Here is a 22195-nt window from a genome sequence, read left to right on the forward strand (position 1 = left end):
TAATTCCGTCCCGTGAGGCGGGGAAAGGGGAGACGAGCGTTGACTCCTGTCACACAGGCACCGGTGCCGGCCAGGGTTGTACTCAACCAGGCTGATATTGACCGTGCACTCACTCGTATCGCCCATGAGATCCTCGAGGCCAACAAAGGCTCCCAGGACCTGGTGCTGCTGGGCATTCCACGCCGCGGCTACCCGCTGGCCGTCCGGCTCGCCCAGAAAATCGCCGCCGCAGACCCCGCCGTGAACGCCGCCGCCATCGTAGGCCAGCTTGACGTCACGATGTTCCGTGACGATCTGTCCCACCAGCCCACCAGGCCGCCCCACCGCACCCAGTTGCCGCTCACCGGCATCGACAACAAGGTTGTTGTCCTGATTGACGACGTGCTGTACTCCGGCCGCACCATCCGCGCCGCCCTGGATGCCCTCGTTGACCTCGGACGGCCCCGCATCGTGCGCCTTGCCGTCCTCGTCGACCGCGGGCACCGTGAGCTTCCCATCCGGGCAGACCACGTGGGCAAGAACCTTCCGACTTCCTCCTCCGAAAAGGTCCGCGTACGCCTCGAGGAAACCGACGTCATTGACGGCCAGACTGTCAACGAGGTCGTCATCGAGGGCGGCGCATGAAGCACCTGCTGTCCACCGAAAACCTGAGCCTTGCCAACGCCGTGCGGATCCTCGACACGGCCGAGGAAATGGCGGCCGTCGGTGACCGCGAGGTCAAGAAACTTCCCGCGCTGCGCGGCCGCACGGTGGTGAACCTCTTCTTCGAGGATTCCACCCGCACCCGGATCTCGTTCGAGGCCGCCGCCAAACGGCTTTCCGCGGACGTCATCAACTTTGCCGCCAAGGGGTCATCGGTCTCCAAGGGGGAGTCCCTCAAGGACACCGCCCAGACGCTGTCCGCGATGGGTGCAGACGCCGTCGTGATCCGCCACTGGGCCTCCGGTGCCCCGCACAGGCTCGCCGCGACCGACTGGATTGACGCCGCCGTCATCAACGCCGGCGACGGCACGCACGAACACCCCACGCAGGCCCTGCTGGACGCCTTCACCATGCGCCGGCATTGGGCGAAACTCGCGGGCCTGCCATCCACCGGCGCTGACCTGAAGGGCATGCGCGTAGCGATAGCCGGCGACGTCCTGCACTCACGGGTTGCGCGGTCCAACGTATGGCTGCTGCGCACGCTGGGAGCCGAAGTCACCCTCGTGGCGCCGCCCACTCTGCTGCCCATCGGCGTCGAAACCTGGCCCTGCAAGGTCAGCTACAACATGGACCAAACGCTCGAAAAGGGCGTGGACGCCGTGATGATGCTCCGGGTCCAGGGCGAGCGGATGAATGCCTCGTACTTCCCCTCCACCCGCGAGTACTCGCGCCGCTGGGGCTTTGACGACGCCAGGCTCCGGGCGCTGGACACCCTCGGACTCAAAGACACCATCATCATGCACCCCGGGCCCATGAACCGTGGGCTGGAAATTTCCGCCGCCGCCGCCGACTCGCCCCGTTCCACCGTGCTCGCACAGGTCCGGAACGGCGTGTCCATCCGCATGGCCGCCCTGTACCTGCTGCTCTCCGGGGATACCCGCGAACCAGCCGCTACCCTGAAAGAGAGCAAGTAATGGCTGATCAGACCGCCAGCAATGGCACGAAGAGCAACGGCACGAACTCCAGCGGAACCTACCTCATCCGCGGCGCGTCGATCCTCGGCGAAGGTGCGGAGGACCTGCTCATCCGCGACGGCGTCATCGCCGGGCGGGGCAAGGACCTGTCGGAGGCAGACGCGGCCAACGCCACGGTCATCGACGCCGACGGCCTCATCGCGCTGCCGGGCATGGTGGACGTGCACACGCACCTCCGCGAGCCGGGCCGCGAAGACGCCGAGACCGTCGAAACCGGAACCCGGGCGGCGGCGCTGGGTGGCTTCACCGCCGTGCACGCCATGGCCAACAGCACCCCGGTTGCCGACACGGCCGGGGTCGTGGAGCAGGTCCACAGCCTGGGCCGCGCCGCAGGCTGGGTGGACGTCCGCCCGGTGGGTGCTGTCACCGTCGGCCTGGCGGGGGAGCAGTTGGCCGAGCTCGGCGCCATGGCCGACTCCCGGGCGCAGGTCCGGATGTTCTCCGATGACGGCATCTGCGTCCACGATCCGGTCCTGATGCGCCGCGCCCTCGAATACGTCAAGGCCTTCGACGGCGTGGTGGCCCAGCACGCGCAGGAACCCCGCCTCACCGCCGGTGCGCAGATGAACGAGGGTGAAGTGTCCGCGGTCCTGGGGCTGACCGGCTGGCCGGCAGTTGCCGAGGAAAGCATCATTGCCCGCGACGTCCTGCTCGCCCAGCACGTCGGATCCCGGCTCCACGTCTGCCACGTGTCCACGGCCGGATCGGTGGAGATCATCCGCTGGGCCAAGGCCCGCGGGATCAACGTCACCGCTGAAGTGACGCCCCACCACCTTCTGCTCACCGACGAGCTGGTCCGCAGCTATGATCCCGTGTACAAGGTCAACCCGCCGCTGCGCACCAACGCCGACGTGGAGGCCCTCCGGGCTGCCTTGGCCGACGGCACCATCGACGTCGTGGGCACCGACCACGCTCCGCACCCGAGCGAACACAAGGAATGCGAGTGGGCACAGGCGGCCATGGGCATGACCGGGCTGGAAACCGCCCTGTCCGTCGTGCAGCACGCCATGATCGAGACCGGCCTCATGACCTGGGCGGATTTCGCCCGGGCGACCTCCGTGGCGCCTGCCGGAATCGGCCGTCTCGCAGACCAGGGCCGTCCCCTCGAAGAGGGGGAGCCCGCCAACATCATCCTGGTGGACCCCGCAGCCCGCTGGACCGTTGACCCCGCCGCCATGGCCACGATGGGGCGCAACTCGCCCTTCCGCGGCATGGAACTCCCCGGCAAGGTGGTGGCCACGTTCTTCAAGGGGCACCCCACCGTCCTTGAGGGCAAACTCAACACCCCCTACCGTTATCCCGCGGAAGCTCCGGTATCCGGCATGGCGGGCGCGAACTGATGGAGAAGGAACTCCTTGCCGGGCTGATCACGGCGGTCCTCATCGCCGTCGCCCTTGGCCTGATCTGGATGGGGTGGCGCAACCGGCTCCGGCGCCAATCGGACATCGAGCCGCTTCCTCCCGTTCCCGCCGAACTGGGCGAGCCGCTGCTGACGGCCGAGGGCCAGTACGTCGCGTCCACCACGGCCGGCGACTGGCTGGACAGGATTGCCGTGCACGGCCTCGGCATCCGCACGAACGCACAGCTCAGCGTGCATTCCCAGGGCGTGCTCCTGGACCGCTCCGGTGCCGCGCCGCTGTTCATCCCGGCAGCCGGGCTGAACGGCGTCCGGCAGGACAGCGGCATGGCCGGCAAGTTCGTCGAAAAGGACGGACTGCTCGTCCTCACCTGGGCGCTCGGCACCCACCAGCTGGACACCGGCTTCCGAACCCGCCGGGCCGCGGACAAACAGGCCCTCTTCCAAAAACTTCAAGAACTAATCTCCGCAGGCCCGCAGGCCGATGCCCAGAGTGGAAAGTAATACAGTGACGGACAACAACACAGCAAGCTCCCCGGCCGCCCTGGTCCTCGAAGACGGCCGCATCTTCCGCGGCAGCAGCTACGGCGCCCAGGGCACCGCGCTCGGTGAGGCTGTCTTCGCCACCGGCATGACCGGCTACCAGGAGACCATCACCGACCCGTCCTACGCCCGCCAGCTGGTGGTGCAGACGGCGCCGCACATCGGCAACACCGGCGTGAACAGCGAAGACGCCGAGTCCCGCCGCATCTGGGTGGCCGGCTACATCGTCCGCGACGCCGCCCGCCGCCCCTCCAACTGGCGCTCAGAGCGCAGTCTCGACGACGAACTCGTGGAGCAGGGCATCGTGGGCATCCAGGGTGTGGACACGCGGGCCATCACCCGGCACCTGCGCGAGCACAAGACCATGCGCGCCGGCATCTTCTCCGGCAAGGCGGCAGAGGCCACGGAAAAGGAGCTCCTTGACGCGGTCCTGGCCAGCGCCCCGATGGAAGGCGCCCGGCTGGCCGAGGAAGTCAGCATCGACGAGGCCTACGTCGTGGAGCCCAAGGACCACGGCTGGGAAGGCGACGCGCGGTTCAGCATCGCCGCCATCGACCTCGGCATCAAGGCCATGACGCCGGTCCGGTTCGCCGAGCGCGGCGTCCGCGTCCACGTGCTGCCCGCCACCGCCACCATCGAGGACGTCAAGGCCGTCAACCCGGACGGGTTCTTCATGTCCAACGGTCCCGGCGACCCTGCCACGGCCGACAACCAAGTCAAGCTGCTCCGTACCGTGCTGGATGAGAAGCTGCCGTACTTCGGCATCTGCTTCGGCAACCAGATCCTGGGCCGTGCCCTGGGCTTCGGGACGTACAAGCTCAAGTACGGCCACCGCGGGATCAACCAGCCCGTCATGGACCGCCGCACCGGCAAAGTGGAAATCACCTCACAAAATCACGGCTTCGCCGTCGACGCCCCGCTGGACGGCCCCACCACAGCGCCCGAAGAGCGCTACGGCCGGGTCGAAGTGAGCCACATCAGCCTCAACGACGACGTCGTAGAAGGGCTCGCGTGCCTGGACATCCCGGCCTTTTCGGTCCAGTACCACCCCGAGGCAGCGGCCGGGCCGCACGACGCCGCGTACCTTTTCGACCGCTTCATCGAGCTGATGGAGGGCACGCGCAACGGCCGCACCGCCAATCTGTCGGAGAAGCCGGCAGACGATCAGAACACCACCGATTCCAAGACTGAGGACAAGAAGTAATGCCCAAGAGAACTGACCTTAAGAGCGTCCTGGTCATCGGTTCCGGCCCGATCGTGATCGGCCAGGCCGCCGAATTCGACTACTCCGGCACCCAGGCCCTTCGCGTCCTCAAGGATGAGGGCCTGCGGGTCATCCTCGTCAACTCCAATCCGGCAACCATCATGACGGACCCCGAGTTCGCGGACGCCACCTACATCGAGCCGATCACTCCCGAGGTGGTCGAGAAGATCATCGCCAAGGAGCGCCCGGACGCCGTGCTGCCCACCCTGGGCGGCCAGACGGCCCTCAACACTGCCATCGCGCTGGACAAGAACGGCGTGCTGGAGAAGTACAACGTGGAACTGATCGGTGCCAACATCGCGGCGATCGAACTTGGCGAGGACCGGGAGAAGTTCAAGGGCGTGGTGGAGCGGTGCGGCGCGGAATCTGCGCGCAGCCACATCATCCACACCATGGACGAGGCCCTGAAGGCAGCCGACGACCTCGGCTACCCCATGGTGGTCCGCCCGTCCTTCACCATGGGCGGCCTGGGCTCCGGGCTCGCCTACAGCGAAGACGACCTCCGTCGGATCGTCGGCCAGGGCCTGCAGTACAGCCCCACCAGCGAGGTGCTCCTGGAAGAGAGCATCCTTGGCTGGAAGGAATACGAACTCGAAATGATGCGGGACAAGAACGACAACGTCGTTGTTGTCTGTTCCATCGAGAACTTCGATCCCGTGGGCGTGCACACCGGCGACTCCATCACCGTGGCCCCCGCGCTGACCCTCACGGACCGCGAATACCAGCGGCTGCGCGACATCTCCATCGCCGTCATCCGTGAAGTCGGCGTGGACACCGGCGGCTGCAACATCCAGTTCGCCATTGATCCGCAGACCGGCCGTGTGGTGGTCATCGAGATGAACCCGCGCGTTTCCCGCTCCTCGGCCCTGGCCTCCAAGGCCACCGGCTTCGCCATCGCCAAGATCGCCACCAAGCTCTCGCTCGGCTACACCCTGGACGAGATCCCCAACGACATCACCCAGAAGACCCCCGCGTCCTTCGAGCCCACGCTCGACTACGTGGTGGTCAAGGTCCCGCGGTTCGCCTTCGAGAAGTTCCCCGCAGCCGACCCCACACTCACCACTACGATGAAGTCCGTCGGCGAAGCCATGGCCATGGGGCGCAACTTCACCGAGGCCCTGCAGAAGGCCCTGCGGTCGCTGGAGCAGAAGGGCTCGCAGCTGGACTTCAGCTCCGTACCCGAATGGGAAGTGCCGGAGCTCATCGAAAAGGCCAAGCGCCCGACGACGGAACGCCTGCACCAGGTGCAGCGCGCCCTGCTCGGCGGCGCCAGTGTGGAGGAACTCTACGAGGCCACAAAGATCGATCCCTGGTTCCTTGACCAGCTCCAGTTGCTGAACGAGATCTCCCGCGAGATCCGCCAGTCAGGCGCGCTCACGCAGGAGATGCTGCAGCGCGCGAAGCGCCACGGCTTCTCCGATGAGCAGATCGGTGCCCTGACGCACAACCCGGAGGCCGTGGTCCGCGGAGTCCGGCAGGCCCTGGGGATCCGTCCCGTGTACAAGACCGTGGACACCTGTGCTGCCGAATTCGCGGCGTACACCCCGTACCACTACTCGTCGTACGACGAAGAGGACGAGGTTGCGCTGCACTCCAAGCCGTCCATCCTGATCCTCGGCTCCGGCCCCAACCGCATTGGCCAGGGCATCGAGTTCGACTACTCCTGCGTCCACGCCTCCATGGCGCTGCGCAAGGCCGGCTACGAGACCGTGATGGTCAACTGCAACCCGGAAACCGTCTCCACCGACTATGACGTCTCCACCCGCCTGTACTTCGAGCCGCTGACCCTCGAGGACGTCCTTGAGGTCATCGCCGCCGAAGAACGCACCGGCGGCGTCATGGGCGTGTTCGTGCAGCTCGGCGGCCAGACCCCGCTGAAGCTCGCCCAGCAGCTGGCCGACGCCGGCGTGCCCATCCTGGGCACCTCGCCGGAAGCGATCGACCTCGCCGAGCACCGCGGAGCCTTCGCCCGCGTCTTGGACGAAGCCGGGCTTATTTCCCCGAAGAACGGCACGGCGGTGTCCTTTGAGGACGCCAAGAAGATCGCCGACGAGATCGGCTACCCCGTGCTGGTGCGTCCGTCCTACGTGCTGGGCGGCCGCGGCATGGAAATCGTCTACGACGAGCCCAACCTGTCCCGCTACATCGCCAACGCCACGGAAATCACCCCGGACCACCCGGTGCTGATCGACCGGTTCCTGGAGGACGCGGTTGAGATTGACGTCGACGCGCTGTTCGACGGCAAGGACATGTACCTCGGCGGCATCATGGAGCACATCGAGGAAGCGGGCATTCACTCCGGCGACTCCGCCTGCGTCCTGCCTCCCATCACCCTGGGCAGCAACGTGCTGGAGCGCGTCCGGACCGCCACCCGTGCGATCGCCGAGGGCGTGGGCGTCCGGGGCCTGATCAACATCCAGTTCGCCCTGGCCTCCGACGTGCTGTACGTGCTGGAAGCCAACCCGCGTGCCTCGCGGACCGTGCCGTTCGTCTCCAAGGCGACCGGCGTGCAAATGGCGAAGGCGGCTGCCCTGATCGGCACCGGCGTCACCATCAACCAGCTCCGCAGCGCCTACAAGATTCTCCCGGAATCCGGCGACGGCTCCACACTGCCGCTGGATGCGCCCGTTTCGGTCAAGGAAGCTGTCCTGCCGTTCAGCCGCTTCCGCACTCCGGAGGGCACTGTGGTGGACTCGCTCCTCGGGCCGGAAATGCGCTCCACCGGTGAAGTCATGGGCATCGACAAGCACTTCGACACCGCCTTCGCCAAGAGCCAGGCCGGAGCGAACAATGCCCTGCCCACGGAGGGCAAGATCTTCGTCTCCGTGGCCAACCGGGACAAGCGTTCGGTGATCATGGGCGTCAAGCGGCTCTCCGATCTCGGTTTCGAGATCGTCTCGACCGGCGGCACGGCCGACGTCCTGCGCCGCAACGGCATCCAGGCCACGCCGGTCCGGAAGGTAGCCGAGGGCAGCAGCGCCGAAGGCGAAGGCACCATCGCCGACCTCGTGATCGCAGGCGAAATCGACATGGTGTTCAACACGCCGTCCGGCGGCGAAGCCCGCAGCGACGGCTACGAGCTCCGGGCAGCAGCCACCTCCATTGGCATCCCCTGCATCACCACGGTGGCCGAGTTCAACGCTGCCGTCCAGGCCATCGAGGCACTGCGTACGTACGAGTGGTCCGTCACGAGCCTGCAGGAGCACGCCGCCAATCTCAAGGCGTCCTGGCATGCCTGAGGGTGCAGGAACCCGCAGTCCGGAAGCTGCAGAAACGGCCGGCCGGGAGTCCTTCGGCTCCCGGCTCGACCGGGCCATGGCTGAGCGCGGCCCGCTGTGTGTCGGCACCGATCCGCACCCGGCGCTGCTCAGCGCGTGGGGACTGAACGACGACGCCGCCGGCCTGGAGCGCTTTTCCCTGACGGTCCTGGAGGCCGTGGGTTCCCTCGCTGCCGCCGTCAAGCCGCAGGTGGCGCTCTACGAGCGCCACGGCTCCAAGGGCATGGCCGCCCTGGAGCGGACGCTGGCCGCCGCGGCTGACGCCGGCGTGCTGAGCATCGCCGACGCGAAGCGCGGGGACATCGGATCCACGATGGCGGCGTACGCCGACGCCTGGCTGCGCGACGGCTCAGCCCTGGCGGCCGACGCGGTGACCCTGAGCCCGTACCTCGGCTTCGAGTCACTGCGCCCGGCGCTGGACCTGGCGGCCGACTACGGCCGCGGCGTCTTTGTCCTGGCCCTGACGTCAAACCCGGAGGGTGCCTCGGTACAGCACGTCGGCGGCAGCGATTCTGTTGCGCGGCGGATTGTCGAGGCTGCGGCCGGAGAAAACAAACGGTACGGCGGGACGCTCGGCTCCGTTGGACTCGTGGTGGGGGCCACCGTGGGCACGGCACTGTCGGACCTGGGCCTGGACCTCGGCGCCGTCCGCGGACCCATCCTGGCCCCCGGGCTGGGTGCCCAGGGCGCCACGCCTGCAGACCTGCGACAGACCTTCGGAGCCGCGTACCCGCAAGTGCTGGGGACGTCCAGCAGGGACATCCTCAAGGCCGGGCCTGGCGTCCGCAACCTGCAGGACGCCGCCACAAGCACACTGGACGGGCTCCGCGCCGAATAGTCCATTGATTTCTGCCGCCGCCGAGGAGTAGGTTCAGGACAAGTCCAACGGCCCAGGCCGTGGATCCATAGGCGACCCCCGGGGGATGACCGTGACATTGCGACCCTTGTCAGCCCAGGAACGTGCTGATGCGCTCAAGAAAGCCGCCGCTGCCAGGGCCGCCAGGGCCGCCGCCAAGGAGAGGCTCAAAACCGGAGACCTGTCCATCGCGGAGGTGCTGGACTCGGGAGGCAGCGAGGACGCCATCGCCCGGATGCGGGTGTCCGAGCTGCTGGAGGCCCTGCCCGGCATCGGGAAGGTGCGGGCGGCCGCCATCATGGAGACCGTGGGCATCGCAGCGTCGAGGCGGGTGCGGGGGCTGGGAGTGCACCAGCGCCGGGCGCTGGTAGATTTTATGAACGAGAAATAGATTCATCCGAAACAGATTCATCTGAAGACTGCCCAAAGGAATACGTGAGCAAGAAACCCGGACTGACAGTCCTCGCTGGTCCTACGGCTGTTGGCAAAGGCACCGTGTCCACCTATATCAGGGACAACTACCCGGAGGTCTGGCTGTCCGTTTCAGCCACCACCCGTGCTCCGCGGCCCGGTGAGATCGATGGCGTGCACTACTACTTCAAGTCCAAGGAGGAGTTCGAGTCCCTCGTGGCCGCGGGAGAATTCCTGGAATGGGCCGTGGTGCATGGGCAGAACACCTACGGCACGCTGAAGAGCACGGTAAAGCAGGCCATCGCCGAGGGCCGCTCTGTGCTGCTGGAGATCGACCTGCAGGGGGCGCGCCAGGTCAAGCAGGCCCTTCCGGACGCGCAGTTCGTGTTCCTGGCACCGCCCAGCTGGGAAGAATTAGTGCGCCGTCTGGTGGGCCGCGGCACGGAATCGGCCGAGGAACAGCAGCGACGGCTGGAAACCGGTAAAGTAGAGCTTGCTGCTGAACCGGAGTTCGATCACACCGTCATCAATGACGACGTTCGCCGGGCAGCGGACGAGCTTGTTTCACTCATGGGGCTGACCCCGCACCCGCGCTAACCGCAGAAGCGATCAGCCCGTTAGAAATTTGGAGAATTCGTGTCCACGAACCTTGAAGGCATCATCAACCCGCCGATCGACTCGCTGCTCAAGGCAGCCGATTCCAAGTACGGCCTGGTGATCTTCGGTGCCAAGCGAGCACGTCAGATCAACGCTTACTACGCCCAGCTCCACGAGGGCCTGTTCGAGTACGTCGGCCCGCTGGTCGACACGAAGCTGAACGAGAAGTCGCTGTCCATCGCCCTGCGCGAGATCAACGAAGGCAAGCTCGTCTCTACGCCCATCGAGGCGTCCGAGTAACATCCGCAGAGTAAAAGACCGCCTGTTGACGGAGATCACGTGCGCATAGTCCTCGGAGTCGGGGGAGGGATTGCCGCCTACAAGGTGGCATCGCTCCTCCGGCTTTTTACTGAAGCCGGCCACGACGTAACCGTCATCCCCACCGAAGCGGCAACCCGCTTCGTCGGCGTGGCAACCTGGGAGGCGCTCTCCGGAAATACGGTCAGCAACAGCGTCTTCGACGACGTCCACCTCGTGAACCACGTGCGCCTGGGCCACGAGGCAGACCTGATCGTCGTGGCCCCTGCCACGGCCGACCTGCTGGCCCGCGCGGCCACAGGGCAGGCTAACGATCTCCTGACAAATACCCTGCTGATGGCCGGCGGCCCCGTTCTTTTTGCCCCCGCCATGCACACCGAGATGTGGCTGCACGCCGCCACCCAGGCCAACGTCGAAGCGCTGCGCAGCCGGGGCGTCACTGTCCTCGAACCTGCCAGCGGCAGATTGACCGGTTCTGATTCCGGGCCCGGAAGGCTTCCCGAACCCGAGGCAATCTACGAAGCGGCCATGGCCCTGGTCCACGGACTCCGTGACGCCGTCCCCGGCTCTCCGGAGGCTCCGCTCTTCCCCCTCGCCGGACGGACCGTGACCATCAGCGCGGGAGGAACACGCGAGCCGCTGGACCCGGTGCGGTTCCTAGGCAACCGTTCCTCCGGAAAGCAGGGCGTTGCCCTCGCCGAGGCAGCCAGGGATGCCGGAGCCAATGTGCGCCTCGTGGCCGCCCACATGGAGGTCCCCGTTCCGGCGGGTGTCGAGTTGGTGGAGGTCGAAACTGCCCTGCAACTCCGGGAAGCCATGCTGACGGCGGCAGCCGGTTCCGACGTCGTCATTATGGCCGCGGCCGTGGCGGATTTCCGCCCGGCGGACGTTTCCGGCACCAAAATCAAAAAACGGGATGACCACGCCGACCCCGTCATCTCGCTCGTCCGCAACCCGGACATCCTGCATGAACTCGTAGCGGTACGCGACGCCGGCGGAAACAGCCAGCTTGTGGTGGGCTTTGCTGCCGAAACCGGTGATGCCCAGGGTGACGTCCTTGAATACGCCGAAGCGAAGCTTAAGCGCAAGGGCTGCGATCTCCTGGTGGTCAACCATGTGGGCTCGGACAGGGTCTTTGGCCAGGACCACAATTCCGTGATCATTCTTTCCCGCGCCGGTGCCGAACCCCAGTCGGCGTCGGGCTCCAAGCACGACGTCGCCGCCGTCGTCATTGACCGCATCAGCGCCGAGCTGAGCAGGGTCTTCCCCCGAACCTGAGGGGCGTAAGCAACGTCTCCTTAGCATGGGGACACACGCTGCGGCCCGGCCGATTGCCAACCAGTAAGGTAGTTGAGTGACTTTACCGCTGCACATTCCTGAATCCCACGGGTCCGTACCCTCCGCGCTCCGGCTCTTCACCTCCGAGTCGGTGACTGAAGGCCACCCGGACAAGATCTGTGACCAGATCAGCGACGCCATTCTCGACGCCCTGCTGGCCAAGGATCCGGAATCGCGGGTCGCCGTGGAAACCATGGCCACCACAGGCCTGGTCCATGTTGCCGGTGAGGTGACCACGGATGCCTACGTTGAGATTCCGCAGATTGTCCGCGAGACCATCCTGGGCATTGGCTACGACTCGTCGGCCAACGGTTTCGACGGTGCCCGCTGCGGTGTGTCAGTGTCTATCGGCCAGCAGTCCAACGACATCGCGGGTGGGGTCTTCAACTCCCTGGAAGCCCGGGAAGGCCGCCAGGAGGATGACTACGACCTTCAGGGCGCCGGGGATCAGGGCCTCATGTTCGGCTACGCCAGCGACGAGACGCCGTCCTACATGCCGACCCCGATCTGGGTCGCCCACCGCCTCTCTGAGCGGCTCACCGAAGTACGCAAGAGCGGCGAACTCTCCTACCTGCGCCCCGATGGCAAGACCCAGGCAACCATCGGCTACGAAGGCGACCGTCCGGTGTCGGTCGAGACCATCGTGATTTCCAGCCAGCACGCCGAGGGTTTCAGCCTCGACCAGCTCCGCGCAGACTTGGCCGCGCACGTGATCGACCCCGTACTGGCCCTCGCGGACCTGGACATCTCACGCACCGCCAACATCCTGAATCCCGCCGGCGCGTTCGTCATCGGCGGCCCGGTGGGAGATGCCGGCCTCACCGGTCGCAAGATCATCGTTGACACGTACGGTGGCATGGCCCGCCACGGCGGCGGAGCGTTCTCGGGCAAGGACCCGTCAAAGGTGGACCGTTCAGCTGCCTACGCGATGCGCTGGGTGGCCAAGAACGTTGTGGCGGCGGGACTCGCCAAGCGTGCCGAGATCCAGATCGCCTATGCGATCGGCCAGGCCCGCCCGGTGGGCACCTACGTGGAGACCTTCGGCACAGAAACGGTCGACCCCGCAAAGATCAGCGCGGCGATCGCCGAGATTTTCGATCTCCGGCCCCGTGCCATCATCGACGCCCTCGACCTGAAGCGTCCCATCTACGCCAAGACCGCCGCTCACGGCCACTTCGGCCGCGACGACCCGGACTTCACCTGGGAGCGCCTGGACCGCGTGGACGACCTGAAGGCGTACTTTAACGCCTGAGCTGCGGCGGAAGACGCCGGGACCGGAATCCGTGCACGGAAGACGCCGGGACCGGAAGCCGATGCCCGGGGACCGTCCGCCAAAAATGTCCTCCCCAGGTGATTGGCTGGTGGTTGATCCGGGACAGAGGCAGGCGACATGGCACCGAATGCAGGGCAGGCAATGACGAACGAGCCGCAGCAGCTATCCCTGCTCCAGGGCTTTCCCGCCAATCCCAAAACTGCGCCGGGGCCGCCCCTGGCGGCCCGCCTTCCGGTGGCCCGTGTGCTCATCGAGTCACCGCTGCCGCACCTGGACCGGCCGTTCGACTACAGCGTCCCAGCGGAGATGGCCGACGCCGCTCAGCCGGGCGTACGTGTCAGGGTCAAGTTCAGTGGACAGGAACTCAGCGGCTACGTTCTTGAACGGATCGCCGAGTCCGACGCCGGCCAGGCGCTGGTGCCGCTCCACAAGGTCATTTCCCCTGTCGCCGTCCTGACACCCGGGCTCAGGGAGCTCGCCAACCGTGTTGCGGCCCGCTACGCCGGCACTGTCAGCGATGTCCTGCGCGTCGCCATCCCCCCGCGGGTTGCCAAAGTGGAGAAGGAGCTTGTGGCGGGCGATACGGGCGGGCACCCTCCCATCGAGGCGGGGATGGCCCCACTGCCCTCAGAACCATCCGGCGCCGGCCCGGCCTGGACGGATTACCGGAACGGAACTGCCTTCCTGCGCCACCTCAGCGCCGGCGGATCGCCGCGGGCCGTGCTCAGCGCACTGCAGGGTTTCGGTCCCCGCAGCTGGCCTCGGCTGATCGCCGAGGCCGTGGCCGCGGTTCGGCAATCCGGACGCGGCGCTGTTGTGGTGGTACCCGATTATCGCGACCTGGACCGCATCCAGGCAGTGTTGGAGGAGCTGCTCCCGGCCTCCGACGTCGCCAGGCTAACGTCGGACGACGGCCAGACGCCGCGCTACCGCAGTTACCTCCAGGTCCTCAACGGCACCGCCGGCGTGGCCGTGGGGACGCGCTCGGCGGCCTATGCCCCCGTTCGGAATCTCGGTCTCGTGGTGTGCTGGGATGACGGCGACGACCTCCACATCGAGCAGCGCTCTCCCTACGCTCACACACGGGAAGTGCTGCTTCTCCGGGCAGAGCAGGACAGCGCGGCCTGCCTGCTTGCCGGGCATACGCGCAGCACCGAGGCGCAGCGCCTCGTGGACGCGGGCTGGGCCATGCCCGTGGATGCCGAACGCGCTGTTGTCCGCAGGAGCGTACCCCGCCTCCTCAACACCGCCGATAGCTTTGAACAGGAGCGTGATCCCCTTGCCCGAATCGCCCGGCTGCCAGGCGCGGCCTGGCGGACCGCCAAGGAGGGTCTGGAACGCGGCCCCGTCCTGGTCCAGGTGGCCCGCGCGGGCTACGCGCCCTCCCTTGTCTGCGATGCGTGCCGTGAACCGGCCCGCTGCCAGTCGTGTCAGGGCCCCTTGGCAATTGCCGGAGCCTCCGGCAGTTCCGCCGTGCCGCAGTGCCGGTGGTGTTCGGTCCCGGCGCCTGCGTGGCGGTGCAGCCACTGCAACAACACCCATCTGCGCCGCGGTGCCACAGGGGCATTGCGCACCGCGGAAGAACTCGGCAGGGCCTTCCCCGGAAAAGCCGTGGTGACGTCCTCAGGAGACCACGTCAAAGCGGCCGTGCCAGGTGTCGCATCGCTCGTGGTGGCCACCGTGGGCGCCGAGCCCGTGGCTGACGGCGGTTACGCAGCGGCCCTGCTCCTTGACGGTGACTCCCTGCTGCGGCGCGAGAACCTGCGGGCGGGGGAGGACGCCGTACGGCGCTGGTTCAACGCTGCTGCTCTGGTGAGGCCCGCAACGGAGGGCGGAATCGTGGTGATCACGGCCGACGATACCGCCGCTGTGGGCGCGTTGCTGCGGTGGGACCCGGCGGGCTATGCGCAGCGGGAACTGGGCCTCCGCACGGAACTGCAGCTTCCGCCCGCTGTGCGGGTGGCCTCCGTGACCGGCGGCCGCACCGCCGTCGGGCATTTCACGGGATCCGTGACGGGGCGGCTGAAGGCGGAAGGAGTGGAGCTGCGCGTTGCCGGCCCCGCGCCGCTGCTGACGGGACACTCAGCTTCCGCAGGTAAAGCGGGAGCGAATACGGCGAACGCCGCAAGCGAGGATGTCCGGACGCTGCTCTTCATTCCCTATGGCCAGGCGGCCACGGTGACCCGGATTCTGCGGGCGGTGAAATCCGCCAGCGCGGCGAAGCGCACCGACGACCCCGTCCAGCTGAGGCTGGACGGGGTGGACATTCTCTAGCGGAGTTGCTTTTTGCTGCGGAGGGCCACGACTTCCGCAGCCACGTCCACCAGCTGCTGCGCGGAGGCGTCCCAGCTGAAGTCGCGCGCCCGTTGCGCCGAGCGCCGCGACACGTCCTGCCAATGCCGGACGTCGTCCAGGCTGTGCACCGCCGCGCTGAAGGCCGCCGGAGAATCCGGATCCACGTAGGTGGCAGCGTCGGCGCCCACTTCGCGGAAAATCGGAATATCGCTGGCGATGACGGGGGTGCCGAGCGCCATTGCCTCAACGAGAGGCAGGCCGTAGCCCTCGGCCTTCGACAGGCTGACAAGGGCGGTGGTGCGCTTGAGCAGGGCGGTGTACTCCTCGTCGGTCACGCCGTTGTGGAAGACCACCTTCGCGCCGGCCGGCATCCGGGATTCCAGTTCGGCCTGCCGCTGCGGAGTGATCCGGCTCAGCAAGTGGAGGGTGTGTCCGGGCAGGTCCGCCATCCCGGCAAGCATGGTCTCGACGTTCTTGTACGGCATGAACGAACCCATGTAGAGGAGGGTCTTCTCGGCGCCCGTCTCCGGGTCGCGGGGGAGCTGGGCGGGCTGCGGGGCGTTGCTGACGATCCGGACCGGACGGTTCGTCAGCCGGTACTTGGCCATCAGTGCCTCGGTGGTGCGGCTGATGGTAGCCACAATGTCTGCCCGGTTGAGCAGCAGCCGCTGGGGCCAAAACGCTTTGTGGTACAGCCGCCACAGGACGCGCACCGGGGCCGGCAGGAAACCCGGCGGCGCCGGGTGCTCGTAGTAAATCAGGTCATGCAGCGTCAGCACGAGCCCGTACCTGCGGCCCCACGTGCCCATGGTCTGCATGGGGCAGACCACGACGTCGGCGCCCAGCTGGTTCACTGTCCTTGCGACGAACAGTTCCGTGGGGGACAGCGGGCTGTTGATCAGCGTGTACGGCACGTCGGGCAGCAGGGCGAGCTGCCGGAGGTCGCTGATCAGCATGGACACGTCCGCGATTTTCGAGGTTGCGGCGATGAGGCTTGCCCCGTAGCGGCTGATGCCGTCGTGGTGGTCCGTCCGGGTGAAGCGGGCGTCGATGACAATTTTCACGCAGCGTGGTCCTTCAGGAAGCGGCGGATGAAACCCGCGGCAGGTTCCGGAGTTTCGTAGTGGATCAGATGCCCTACGCCGGGAATCACCTCCAGTGTGGCGTCCGGAAGGGTGCCTGCGAGTTTGTGCTGGTCGCTGAGAAGCGCGATTTCGTCCTTTTCACCGGCCACCAACAGGACAGGCAGTGTGAGCTTTTCGGCCACCTCGGTGACGTTGCTGCTGACGGATGCCGTGAATGATTCCAGCAGGCTCTCGCGGTTGGCGAAGGCGCTGAAGTAGGCTTCGTGCTGCCCGTGGATGAACCGCAGGAGCTCTTTGTCTTTGGTTTTCGCCATGGCAACGCTCATCACGCGCACAATGAGCCGGCTGCGGAGCAGAAGCAGGCCCATGGGGCGGGGGAGCCGTGCGGAGAGCCGGTAGTACAGAACCGCGAGCCGGGTCATGAGTCCTTTGGGGCCCTCCAGGGCGGGCGCGGCTATGGGGTTGATGAGGATCAGCGGCCGCACAGCGTGCGGATTATCGGCCACGAAGTGGGCGGCGATAATGGAACCGAACGAGTGCCCCAGAAGGACTGTGTCCGTCCCGAGGCCCAGTGCCTCCATGAAGTCACTGATGAACTCCCCGTACCGGCGGACGCTGTGTTCTCCGTCGACAACCGCTTCAGAGCTGCCGAAACCGGGAAGGTCGGGCATGATGAGGCGCATTTCGGGCAGTTGGTCCGCCACCCGAAGCAGGCCGTGGTGGTCGCCGCGGAAGCCGTGGATGACCAGGATGGTCCGCGTTTCCGGGGTTGTCCGGACGGGCTCGTATGTCCAGTACGCCACAGTGCTGCCCCGGAGGTTGACCTCGGACGCCCGGGTCCGGGCGGCAAGGTTTCCGCTGAAGAGGGACGCGCCGGTGGACGGCTCGGAGTCTGCTGTTTTCATGCGGTGTGGTCCTAGTTGACGTTGTCAGGGTGGGAGCCGGTGCGGTGGCCGCGGTCCAGGCCTGCGACGTCAGCCATGTCCAAGGCGGACAGTTCAAAGCCGAAAATGTCGAGGTTCTGGCGGATCCGGTCCCAGGAGCTTGCCTTGGGGATGGCGACGTGTCCCAGCTGCAGGTGCCACCGCAGAATGACCTGGGCCGCCGTGATCTTGTGCTCGGCGGCGAGCGCCAGGATGTCCGGATCCCCCAGGACCTGTCCGCGGCCCAGCGGGCTCCACGCTGCGGTGACGATGCCCAGCTCCCGGTGCTTTTCCCTCAGTTCCGTCTGCTGCAGCCAGGGATGGAGCTCGATCTGGTTGACGGCAGGCACAACTTCGGCGGTCTCCAGGAGCCGGTCCAGGTGCTGGGCCTGGAAGTTGGATACGCCGATGGCCCGCACCTTGCCCTCCCGGTAGAGCGTCTCGAGCGCACGGTAGGTTTCCTGGAACAGTCCGCGCTTGGGGCACGGCCAGTGGATCAGGTACATGTCCACGTATTCCAGGCCCAAATTGATCATTGATCGGTCGAAGGCCCGCAGCGTGGCGTCATAGCCGTGGTCGTCGTTCCAGACCTTGGTGGTGATGAACAGGTCTTCCCGGGAGGTGGGTGGTGCGGATTCGCCCGAGCCCCCGCGTGTCGCCTCCACGCCGTACAGTGAAACGATGCCGCGGGCCACGCCGGATTCGTTGCCGTACATCGCCGCGGTGTCGAAGTGGCGGTATCCGGCTTCGAGGGCCATGGTTACCAGCTTTGCTGTCTCGTCCCGGGGGACCTTGTAGAGCCCGAATCCCAACTGGTCGATCAGCACGCCGTTGTTCAGGCTGAGCCGGGGTGAGGTAGTCATGGCTATGACTCTACCGATATGGCTGGCCTGCCGCGCGAAGTCGGTCAACGGTGCCGGTGACCGTGGCACCGGCGATATCCTTGATAGATGAGTGACACAGCCAAGTCCGCAGTCACCTTTGATGGCCGCTTCGCCAGGGAGTTTGCGGAGCTGGCGATTCCGTGGCGGGCGGAAGATGCCCCCGACCCGCAACTGCTGGTGCTCAACGAACCACTCGCCGCCGATCTTGGTCTCGACCCCGCCTTCCTGCGGAGTCATGAAGGGTTGCTTCTGCTGATCGGCAACGCGGTCCCCGCGGAGGCCACTCCGGTGGCTCAGGCCTACGCCGGCCACCAGTTCGGCTGGTACGCCCCCCGCCTCGGCGACGGGCGTGCCCTTCTGCTCGGAGAGATTGCGCACGCGGACGGCCAGCTTCGCGACATCCACCTCAAAGGCTCGGGGCGCACTCCCTTCGCCCGGGGCGGGGACGGCTGGGCCGTGGTCGGGCCGATGCTGCGCGAATACCTCGTGAGCGAAGCGATGCATGCGTTGGGCATCCCCACCACACGCTCCCTAGCCGTGGTGGCGACGGGGCGCCAGGTGCAGCGAGAGACCCTGCTCCCAGGGGCCGTGCTCACCCGGGTCGCGAGCAGCCACCTGCGCATCGGCAGCTTCCAGTACGCACGGGCCACCGGCAACGTGGCTCTGCTGCGCCGCCTGGCCGACCACGCAATCACGCGTCACTACCCGGCCGCGGCGGAGGGCGAGAACCCCTATGCTGTCCTGTTTCAGGCGGTGGTGGCCGCCCAGGCGTCCCTGGTGGCCCGGTGGATGCTGGTCGGGTTCGTGCACGGGGTCATGAATACAGACAACATGGCCATCTCGGGGGAGACCATTGACTACGGCCCGTGTGCCTTCATGGAGGCATTCGACCCGGCCGCGGTCTACAGTTCCATCGACGAGGGCGGACGGTACGCCTACCGCAACCAGCCTCTGGTGGCGGAGTGGAACCTTGCCCGGCTGGCCGAGTCGCTCCTGCCCCTTCTCCACGACGACGAGGAGAAGGCTGTGGAATTCGCGGTGGAATCACTCGGCGGGTTCCGCCGGCAGTACAGTGCCGCCTGGTCGGCGGGCATGTCGGCGAAGCTGGGACTGCAGGATGGTTCCGACGACGACGTGGCGTCGGGTCTCGTCGACGAGATCCTGGCCCTCCTTCAGGCGGGGCACGTCGACTACACATCGTTCTTCCGGCGCCTCGGGAGGGCCGCCCGGGGCCAGATCGAGCCTGCGCGGAGCATGTTCCCGGAACCCTCCGGGTTCGACGGCTGGGTTCAGCGCTGGCGCGCCCTGGACCCGGACGCCGACGCGATGGACCGGGTCAATCCTGCGTACATTCCCCGCAACCATCTGGTGGAGGAAGCCCTCGACGCCGCCACCGCAGATGACCTGGCTCCATTCGAGCGGCTCCTGGACGCGGTAACCACGCCCTTTGCGGAGCGGCCCGGCCTGGAGCGCTACGCGGCTGCCGCCCCGGAAGATTTCGGCACCTACCGGACCTTCTGCGGCACCTGAGGCCCCAGCGCGGCTTCCTGTTGCTCGGCTTCCAGTCCCCGCAGGGGTTGCTCAGCTTCCTGTGAAGATTTGCGCAGTTGGATCAAGCGGGGGCAAGGATTTTCCTAGCTTATCCACATAAGCGGCTATCTCGATTCCTCCGGCCTGCCCGTCATGTTCCCATGGTAGAAACGACCGCCACGCAGAAGCATCCAGGCGGCCTTCATGGGGGAGAATCCGTTGGCAAAACATCTGGCACAGGCCGCTGTCCGGCGCGCGGCCCAGCATCGTCGTCACGCCGTTCGGCTGGCCGTAGCGGGCACCGCTTTCCTTGCGGCAAATGCCGTTGGTTTCCAGGGCAGCGGCGCAGTCCTTTCGTCCGGGGAGGTGGCAGCCCAGATGACTGGTAACGTCTCAGTGAAAAGGCCGCTCGGCTCCGCCGCCGTTGCGCTGGCTGCGCGGGATTCCGCTCGGGGCGACGGCGCCATTTCGGCACCGGCCGGGGCAGTTCTTTCCTACAGCCGAACCGAAGTCCTAACCAGGCCGAAGGAAGTGGTCCGGAAACTCGATGCGGCGCAAGCCCAACAGCGGCGTCCCTCAACCGGAACCCTGATGGCGCCACTGGAGGTCCTTAACCGCAGCTCACACTTCGGGTTGCGAAAAAGTCCGATCACCGGCTCGGCGGGGGAGTTCCACTGGGGTCTGGACTTTGCCGCCGCCTGCGGAACGCGCGTGTACTCCGCGGATGCCGGCGTAGTGCGGGCAGTGGGATGGCATCGGTGGGGTGGCGGCAACAGAGTGGAAGTCGATCACGGCAACGGCCTCATCACCACTTACAACCACCTTGAAGGCATTGGCGTCAAGAAGGGCCAGTCGGTAGAGGCCGGGGAAGTAATTGCCAAGGTCGGGACCACCGGTGCATCAACAGGATGCCACCTCCATTTCGAAACGGTTCTGAACGGCAGCCACACGGATCCTGCGAAATGGACGCTGCTGCCGCTGCGCCCATCGCCTCCCTTTGCCGACGTCGCTATGACGGACTACCGGAAGGCCGGCCGTACGCCGGACGAGCCCGCGTGGGCGGTCCCGGTCACTAAAGGCCACCACCATGACGCGGCGGACCACGAGCATGAAGCGCCGAAGCGCACTGCTTCAAAGGCGAAGAAGTCCTCTACTCCAGCCAAAGCTGTTCCCGCCCCTGCGCCGGCCAGGACGCCCGCCCCAGCGCCGGCCAGGACGCCCGCCCCTGCGCCGGCCAGGACGCCTGCCCCTGCGCCGGCCAGGACTCCGGTCCCTGCGCCGACTAAGGCGGCTCCTAAAGTCGCACCTGCCCCCGCTGCTCCTTCGCCGGCCCCTTCGCCAAGTGCGGCACCAAGCTCCGCACCGGCTCCAAAGCCCGTTCCTGCCCAAGACGTCACGAAGGAACCTGCAAACCAGCCGCTGCCGGACTCTGAACCAACAGCCGTGCCGTCTGCTGCCGGATCACTGGCCGTGGCGGAGCTGCCGGCCACGGCGCCGGCGACGGAGGGCGGCGCCACGTCCACTCGGCCGTGAAAGCCGGGAGCGCAGGCGGCCCTGTTCACTTCCCGTCGAGACTGACCAGCCGGCGGGCCGACGCCTCGTCCAGGATCAGGTCGGTGGCGAGGCCGGCCGCCAATGCTCCACGCAGCCCGTTGATCTTGGATGCACCGGACACCACGCAGATCCGCCGGCGGACCTGGCGTAATTGGTCAAGGGAAGGTCCGGTGGAGCGTTCGTTGAGCGTGATGCCGTCGGAGGAGCCATCGGCCCGGAAGAACACTGTGGCCACGTCCCCCACCACGTCGGAGCTGGCCAGGACGTTCAGGTCGTCCTCGTCGAGGTAGCCGCCGGCATACACGTGGCTGGGATAGTCCGCGTCCACGGAGCCGACACCGAAGATCGCAATGCTCATCCGGGCCTGCAGATCCAGGATGCGCTGAACGCTCCGCTCATTCCACATGGCCGTTTTTGTTGCCGCGTGGTCGAAGAAGGCCGGTACGGGAAACTGCTCTACCCGCGCCCCGTATGCGCTGCCGAAGCGGCGCATGATGTCGCTCGCGTACGTGATGCCTGTGGTCTGCATATTGCCCGCCCCGTTCAGTTGCACCACGATGGTGTCGTGGATGATTTTCCGCGTGAGATGCCGGCTGACGGCGCTGAGTGTGGCCCCCCAGGCCACGCCGATGATGGCGTTGGAATCCACGAGAGGGCCAATGGTCCGGGCGGCCTGCATGGCCACGCGGTCGAGGGTTTCCGCCTCATTGAGCGTGTCCAGGACCGGTACCACGTGCACGTCCACGCCGTATTCCGACCGGATCAGCCGCTCCAATTCGGGGCCCGTGTCCAACGGACTGCGGATCTGGATCTGCACCAGGCCCGTTTCGCGGGCCGTCGAAAGGAGCCGGGAAACCGTGGAGCGGGAGGTGCGCAGCTCCCGGGCTATTGCGTCCATGGTGAGGTCCTGCAGGTAGTAGAGCTGGGCAGCCCGAAGGGCTTCGGAATGGCGTGGGCGGGGCACCTCGGCTCCGTTCTGCACGTTTGTGCATAGTGCTTGACGATATTTTCCA

19 protein-coding genes are annotated in these 22195 nt (G+C 66.7%); 15 read left to right on the forward strand and 4 right to left on the reverse strand.

Annotated elements, in window-relative coordinates:
* The first annotated feature begins 39 nt into the window (after window positions 1-39).
* The 13 genes from pyrR (at window position 40) to ACIP90_RS01515 (ending at window position 15185) form a co-directional block, all read left to right on the forward strand.
* Window positions 40-624 carry a bifunctional pyr operon transcriptional regulator/uracil phosphoribosyltransferase PyrR gene (pyrR, locus tag ACIP90_RS01455; protein WP_400576107.1) on the forward strand — a complete coding sequence of 195 codons (585 nt, stop codon included), beginning with the start codon at window positions 40-42 and terminating at the stop codon, window positions 622-624.
* The gene (locus tag ACIP90_RS01460) at window positions 621-1616 is read left to right on the forward strand and encodes an aspartate carbamoyltransferase catalytic subunit (protein ID WP_400576109.1); all 996 of its coding nucleotides are present in this window, start codon (window positions 621-623) and stop codon (window positions 1614-1616) included. Before pyrR ends, ACIP90_RS01460 begins: the two co-directional genes overlap by 4 nt.
* Window positions 1616-3016 (forward strand): dihydroorotase, encoded by a 1401-nt coding sequence (locus tag ACIP90_RS01465; protein WP_400576111.1) that lies wholly within the window; start codon window positions 1616-1618, stop codon window positions 3014-3016. Before ACIP90_RS01460 ends, ACIP90_RS01465 begins: the two co-directional genes overlap by 1 nt.
* Window positions 3016-3537 carry a hypothetical protein gene (locus ACIP90_RS01470; RefSeq protein WP_400576113.1) on the forward strand — a complete coding sequence of 174 codons (522 nt, stop codon included), beginning with the start codon at window positions 3016-3018 and terminating at the stop codon, window positions 3535-3537. Before ACIP90_RS01465 ends, ACIP90_RS01470 begins: the two co-directional genes overlap by 1 nt.
* Entirely contained in the window at window positions 3518-4780 is a 1263-nt protein-coding gene (carA, locus tag ACIP90_RS01475) for a glutamine-hydrolyzing carbamoyl-phosphate synthase small subunit (protein WP_400576114.1), read from the forward strand. The genes ACIP90_RS01470 and carA overlap by 20 nt, the downstream gene beginning before the upstream one ends.
* Window positions 4780-8079 (forward strand): carbamoyl-phosphate synthase large subunit, encoded by a 3300-nt coding sequence (gene carB / locus ACIP90_RS01480; RefSeq protein WP_400576116.1) that lies wholly within the window; start codon window positions 4780-4782, stop codon window positions 8077-8079. The genes carA and carB overlap by 1 nt, the downstream gene beginning before the upstream one ends.
* A complete protein-coding gene (pyrF, locus tag ACIP90_RS01485) occupies window positions 8072-8956 on the forward strand; it encodes an orotidine-5'-phosphate decarboxylase (protein ID WP_400576118.1) in 885 nt (294 codons plus the stop codon). The genes carB and pyrF overlap by 8 nt, the downstream gene beginning before the upstream one ends.
* 85 nt (window positions 8957-9041) lie before the next feature.
* Window positions 9042-9365, forward strand: a complete 324-nt coding sequence (gene mihF, locus ACIP90_RS01490; protein ID WP_400576119.1) for an integration host factor, actinobacterial type — start codon at window positions 9042-9044, stop codon at window positions 9363-9365.
* Between the two features lie 44 nt (window positions 9366-9409).
* A complete protein-coding gene (gene gmk, locus ACIP90_RS01495; protein ID WP_205653914.1) occupies window positions 9410-9982 on the forward strand; it encodes a guanylate kinase in 573 nt (190 codons plus the stop codon).
* Between the two features lie 39 nt (window positions 9983-10021).
* Entirely contained in the window at window positions 10022-10282 is a 261-nt protein-coding gene (gene rpoZ / locus ACIP90_RS01500; RefSeq protein ID WP_205653913.1) for a DNA-directed RNA polymerase subunit omega, read from the forward strand.
* Window positions 10283-10321: 39 nt separating this feature from the next.
* Window positions 10322-11578 carry a bifunctional phosphopantothenoylcysteine decarboxylase/phosphopantothenate--cysteine ligase CoaBC gene (gene coaBC, locus ACIP90_RS01505; RefSeq protein ID WP_400576122.1) on the forward strand — a complete coding sequence of 419 codons (1257 nt, stop codon included), beginning with the start codon at window positions 10322-10324 and terminating at the stop codon, window positions 11576-11578.
* A gap of 76 nt (window positions 11579-11654) precedes the next feature.
* Complete coding sequence (gene metK / locus ACIP90_RS01510) at window positions 11655-12890, forward strand: methionine adenosyltransferase (RefSeq protein WP_400576124.1); 1236 nt, start codon at window positions 11655-11657, stop codon at window positions 12888-12890.
* Window positions 12891-13028: 138 nt separating this feature from the next.
* Complete coding sequence (locus tag ACIP90_RS01515) at window positions 13029-15185, forward strand: primosomal protein N' (RefSeq protein WP_400576126.1); 2157 nt, start codon at window positions 13029-13031, stop codon at window positions 15183-15185.
* On the opposite strand, the gene ACIP90_RS01520 is transcribed toward ACIP90_RS01515, so the two are convergent.
* From ACIP90_RS01520 to ACIP90_RS01530, 3 genes are read right to left on the reverse strand one after another with little or no spacing between them, the layout of a single operon-like run.
* On the reverse strand, window positions 15182-16270 hold the full coding sequence (locus ACIP90_RS01520; protein ID WP_400576127.1) for a glycosyltransferase family 4 protein: 1089 nt from the start codon (window positions 16268-16270) through the stop codon (window positions 15182-15184). The two genes, ACIP90_RS01515 and ACIP90_RS01520, sit on opposite strands and share 4 nt — an antisense overlap.
* Window positions 16267-17196, reverse strand: coding sequence for an alpha/beta fold hydrolase (locus ACIP90_RS01525; RefSeq protein ID WP_400576129.1), 930 nt, complete (start codon window positions 17194-17196; stop codon window positions 16267-16269). Before ACIP90_RS01525 ends, ACIP90_RS01520 begins: the two co-directional genes overlap by 4 nt.
* An 11-nt stretch (window positions 17197-17207) precedes the next feature.
* Window positions 17208-18077, reverse strand: a complete 870-nt coding sequence (locus tag ACIP90_RS01530; RefSeq protein ID WP_400576131.1) for an aldo/keto reductase — start codon at window positions 18075-18077, stop codon at window positions 17208-17210.
* A gap of 87 nt (window positions 18078-18164) precedes the next feature.
* Between ACIP90_RS01530 and ACIP90_RS01535 the strand changes: the two genes are divergently transcribed.
* Window positions 18165-19628 (forward strand): YdiU family protein, encoded by a 1464-nt coding sequence (locus tag ACIP90_RS01535; protein WP_400576132.1) that lies wholly within the window; start codon window positions 18165-18167, stop codon window positions 19626-19628.
* A gap of 378 nt (window positions 19629-20006) precedes the next feature.
* Window positions 20007-21161: a M23 family metallopeptidase gene (locus ACIP90_RS01540; RefSeq protein ID WP_400576134.1), complete on the forward strand. Its 1155-nt coding sequence runs from the start codon at window positions 20007-20009 to the stop codon at window positions 21159-21161.
* A 25-nt stretch (window positions 21162-21186) separates the two neighbouring features.
* Here the strand turns inward: ACIP90_RS01540 and ACIP90_RS01545 are convergent, their stop codons facing one another.
* Entirely contained in the window at window positions 21187-22146 is a 960-nt protein-coding gene (locus tag ACIP90_RS01545) for a sugar-binding transcriptional regulator (protein WP_400576136.1), read from the reverse strand.
* Window positions 22147-22195 lie beyond the last annotated feature (49 nt).

The organism is Arthrobacter sp. NPDC093139 (assembly GCF_044754165.1).
Classification (GTDB): Bacteria; Actinomycetota; Actinomycetes; order Actinomycetales; family Micrococcaceae; genus Arthrobacter.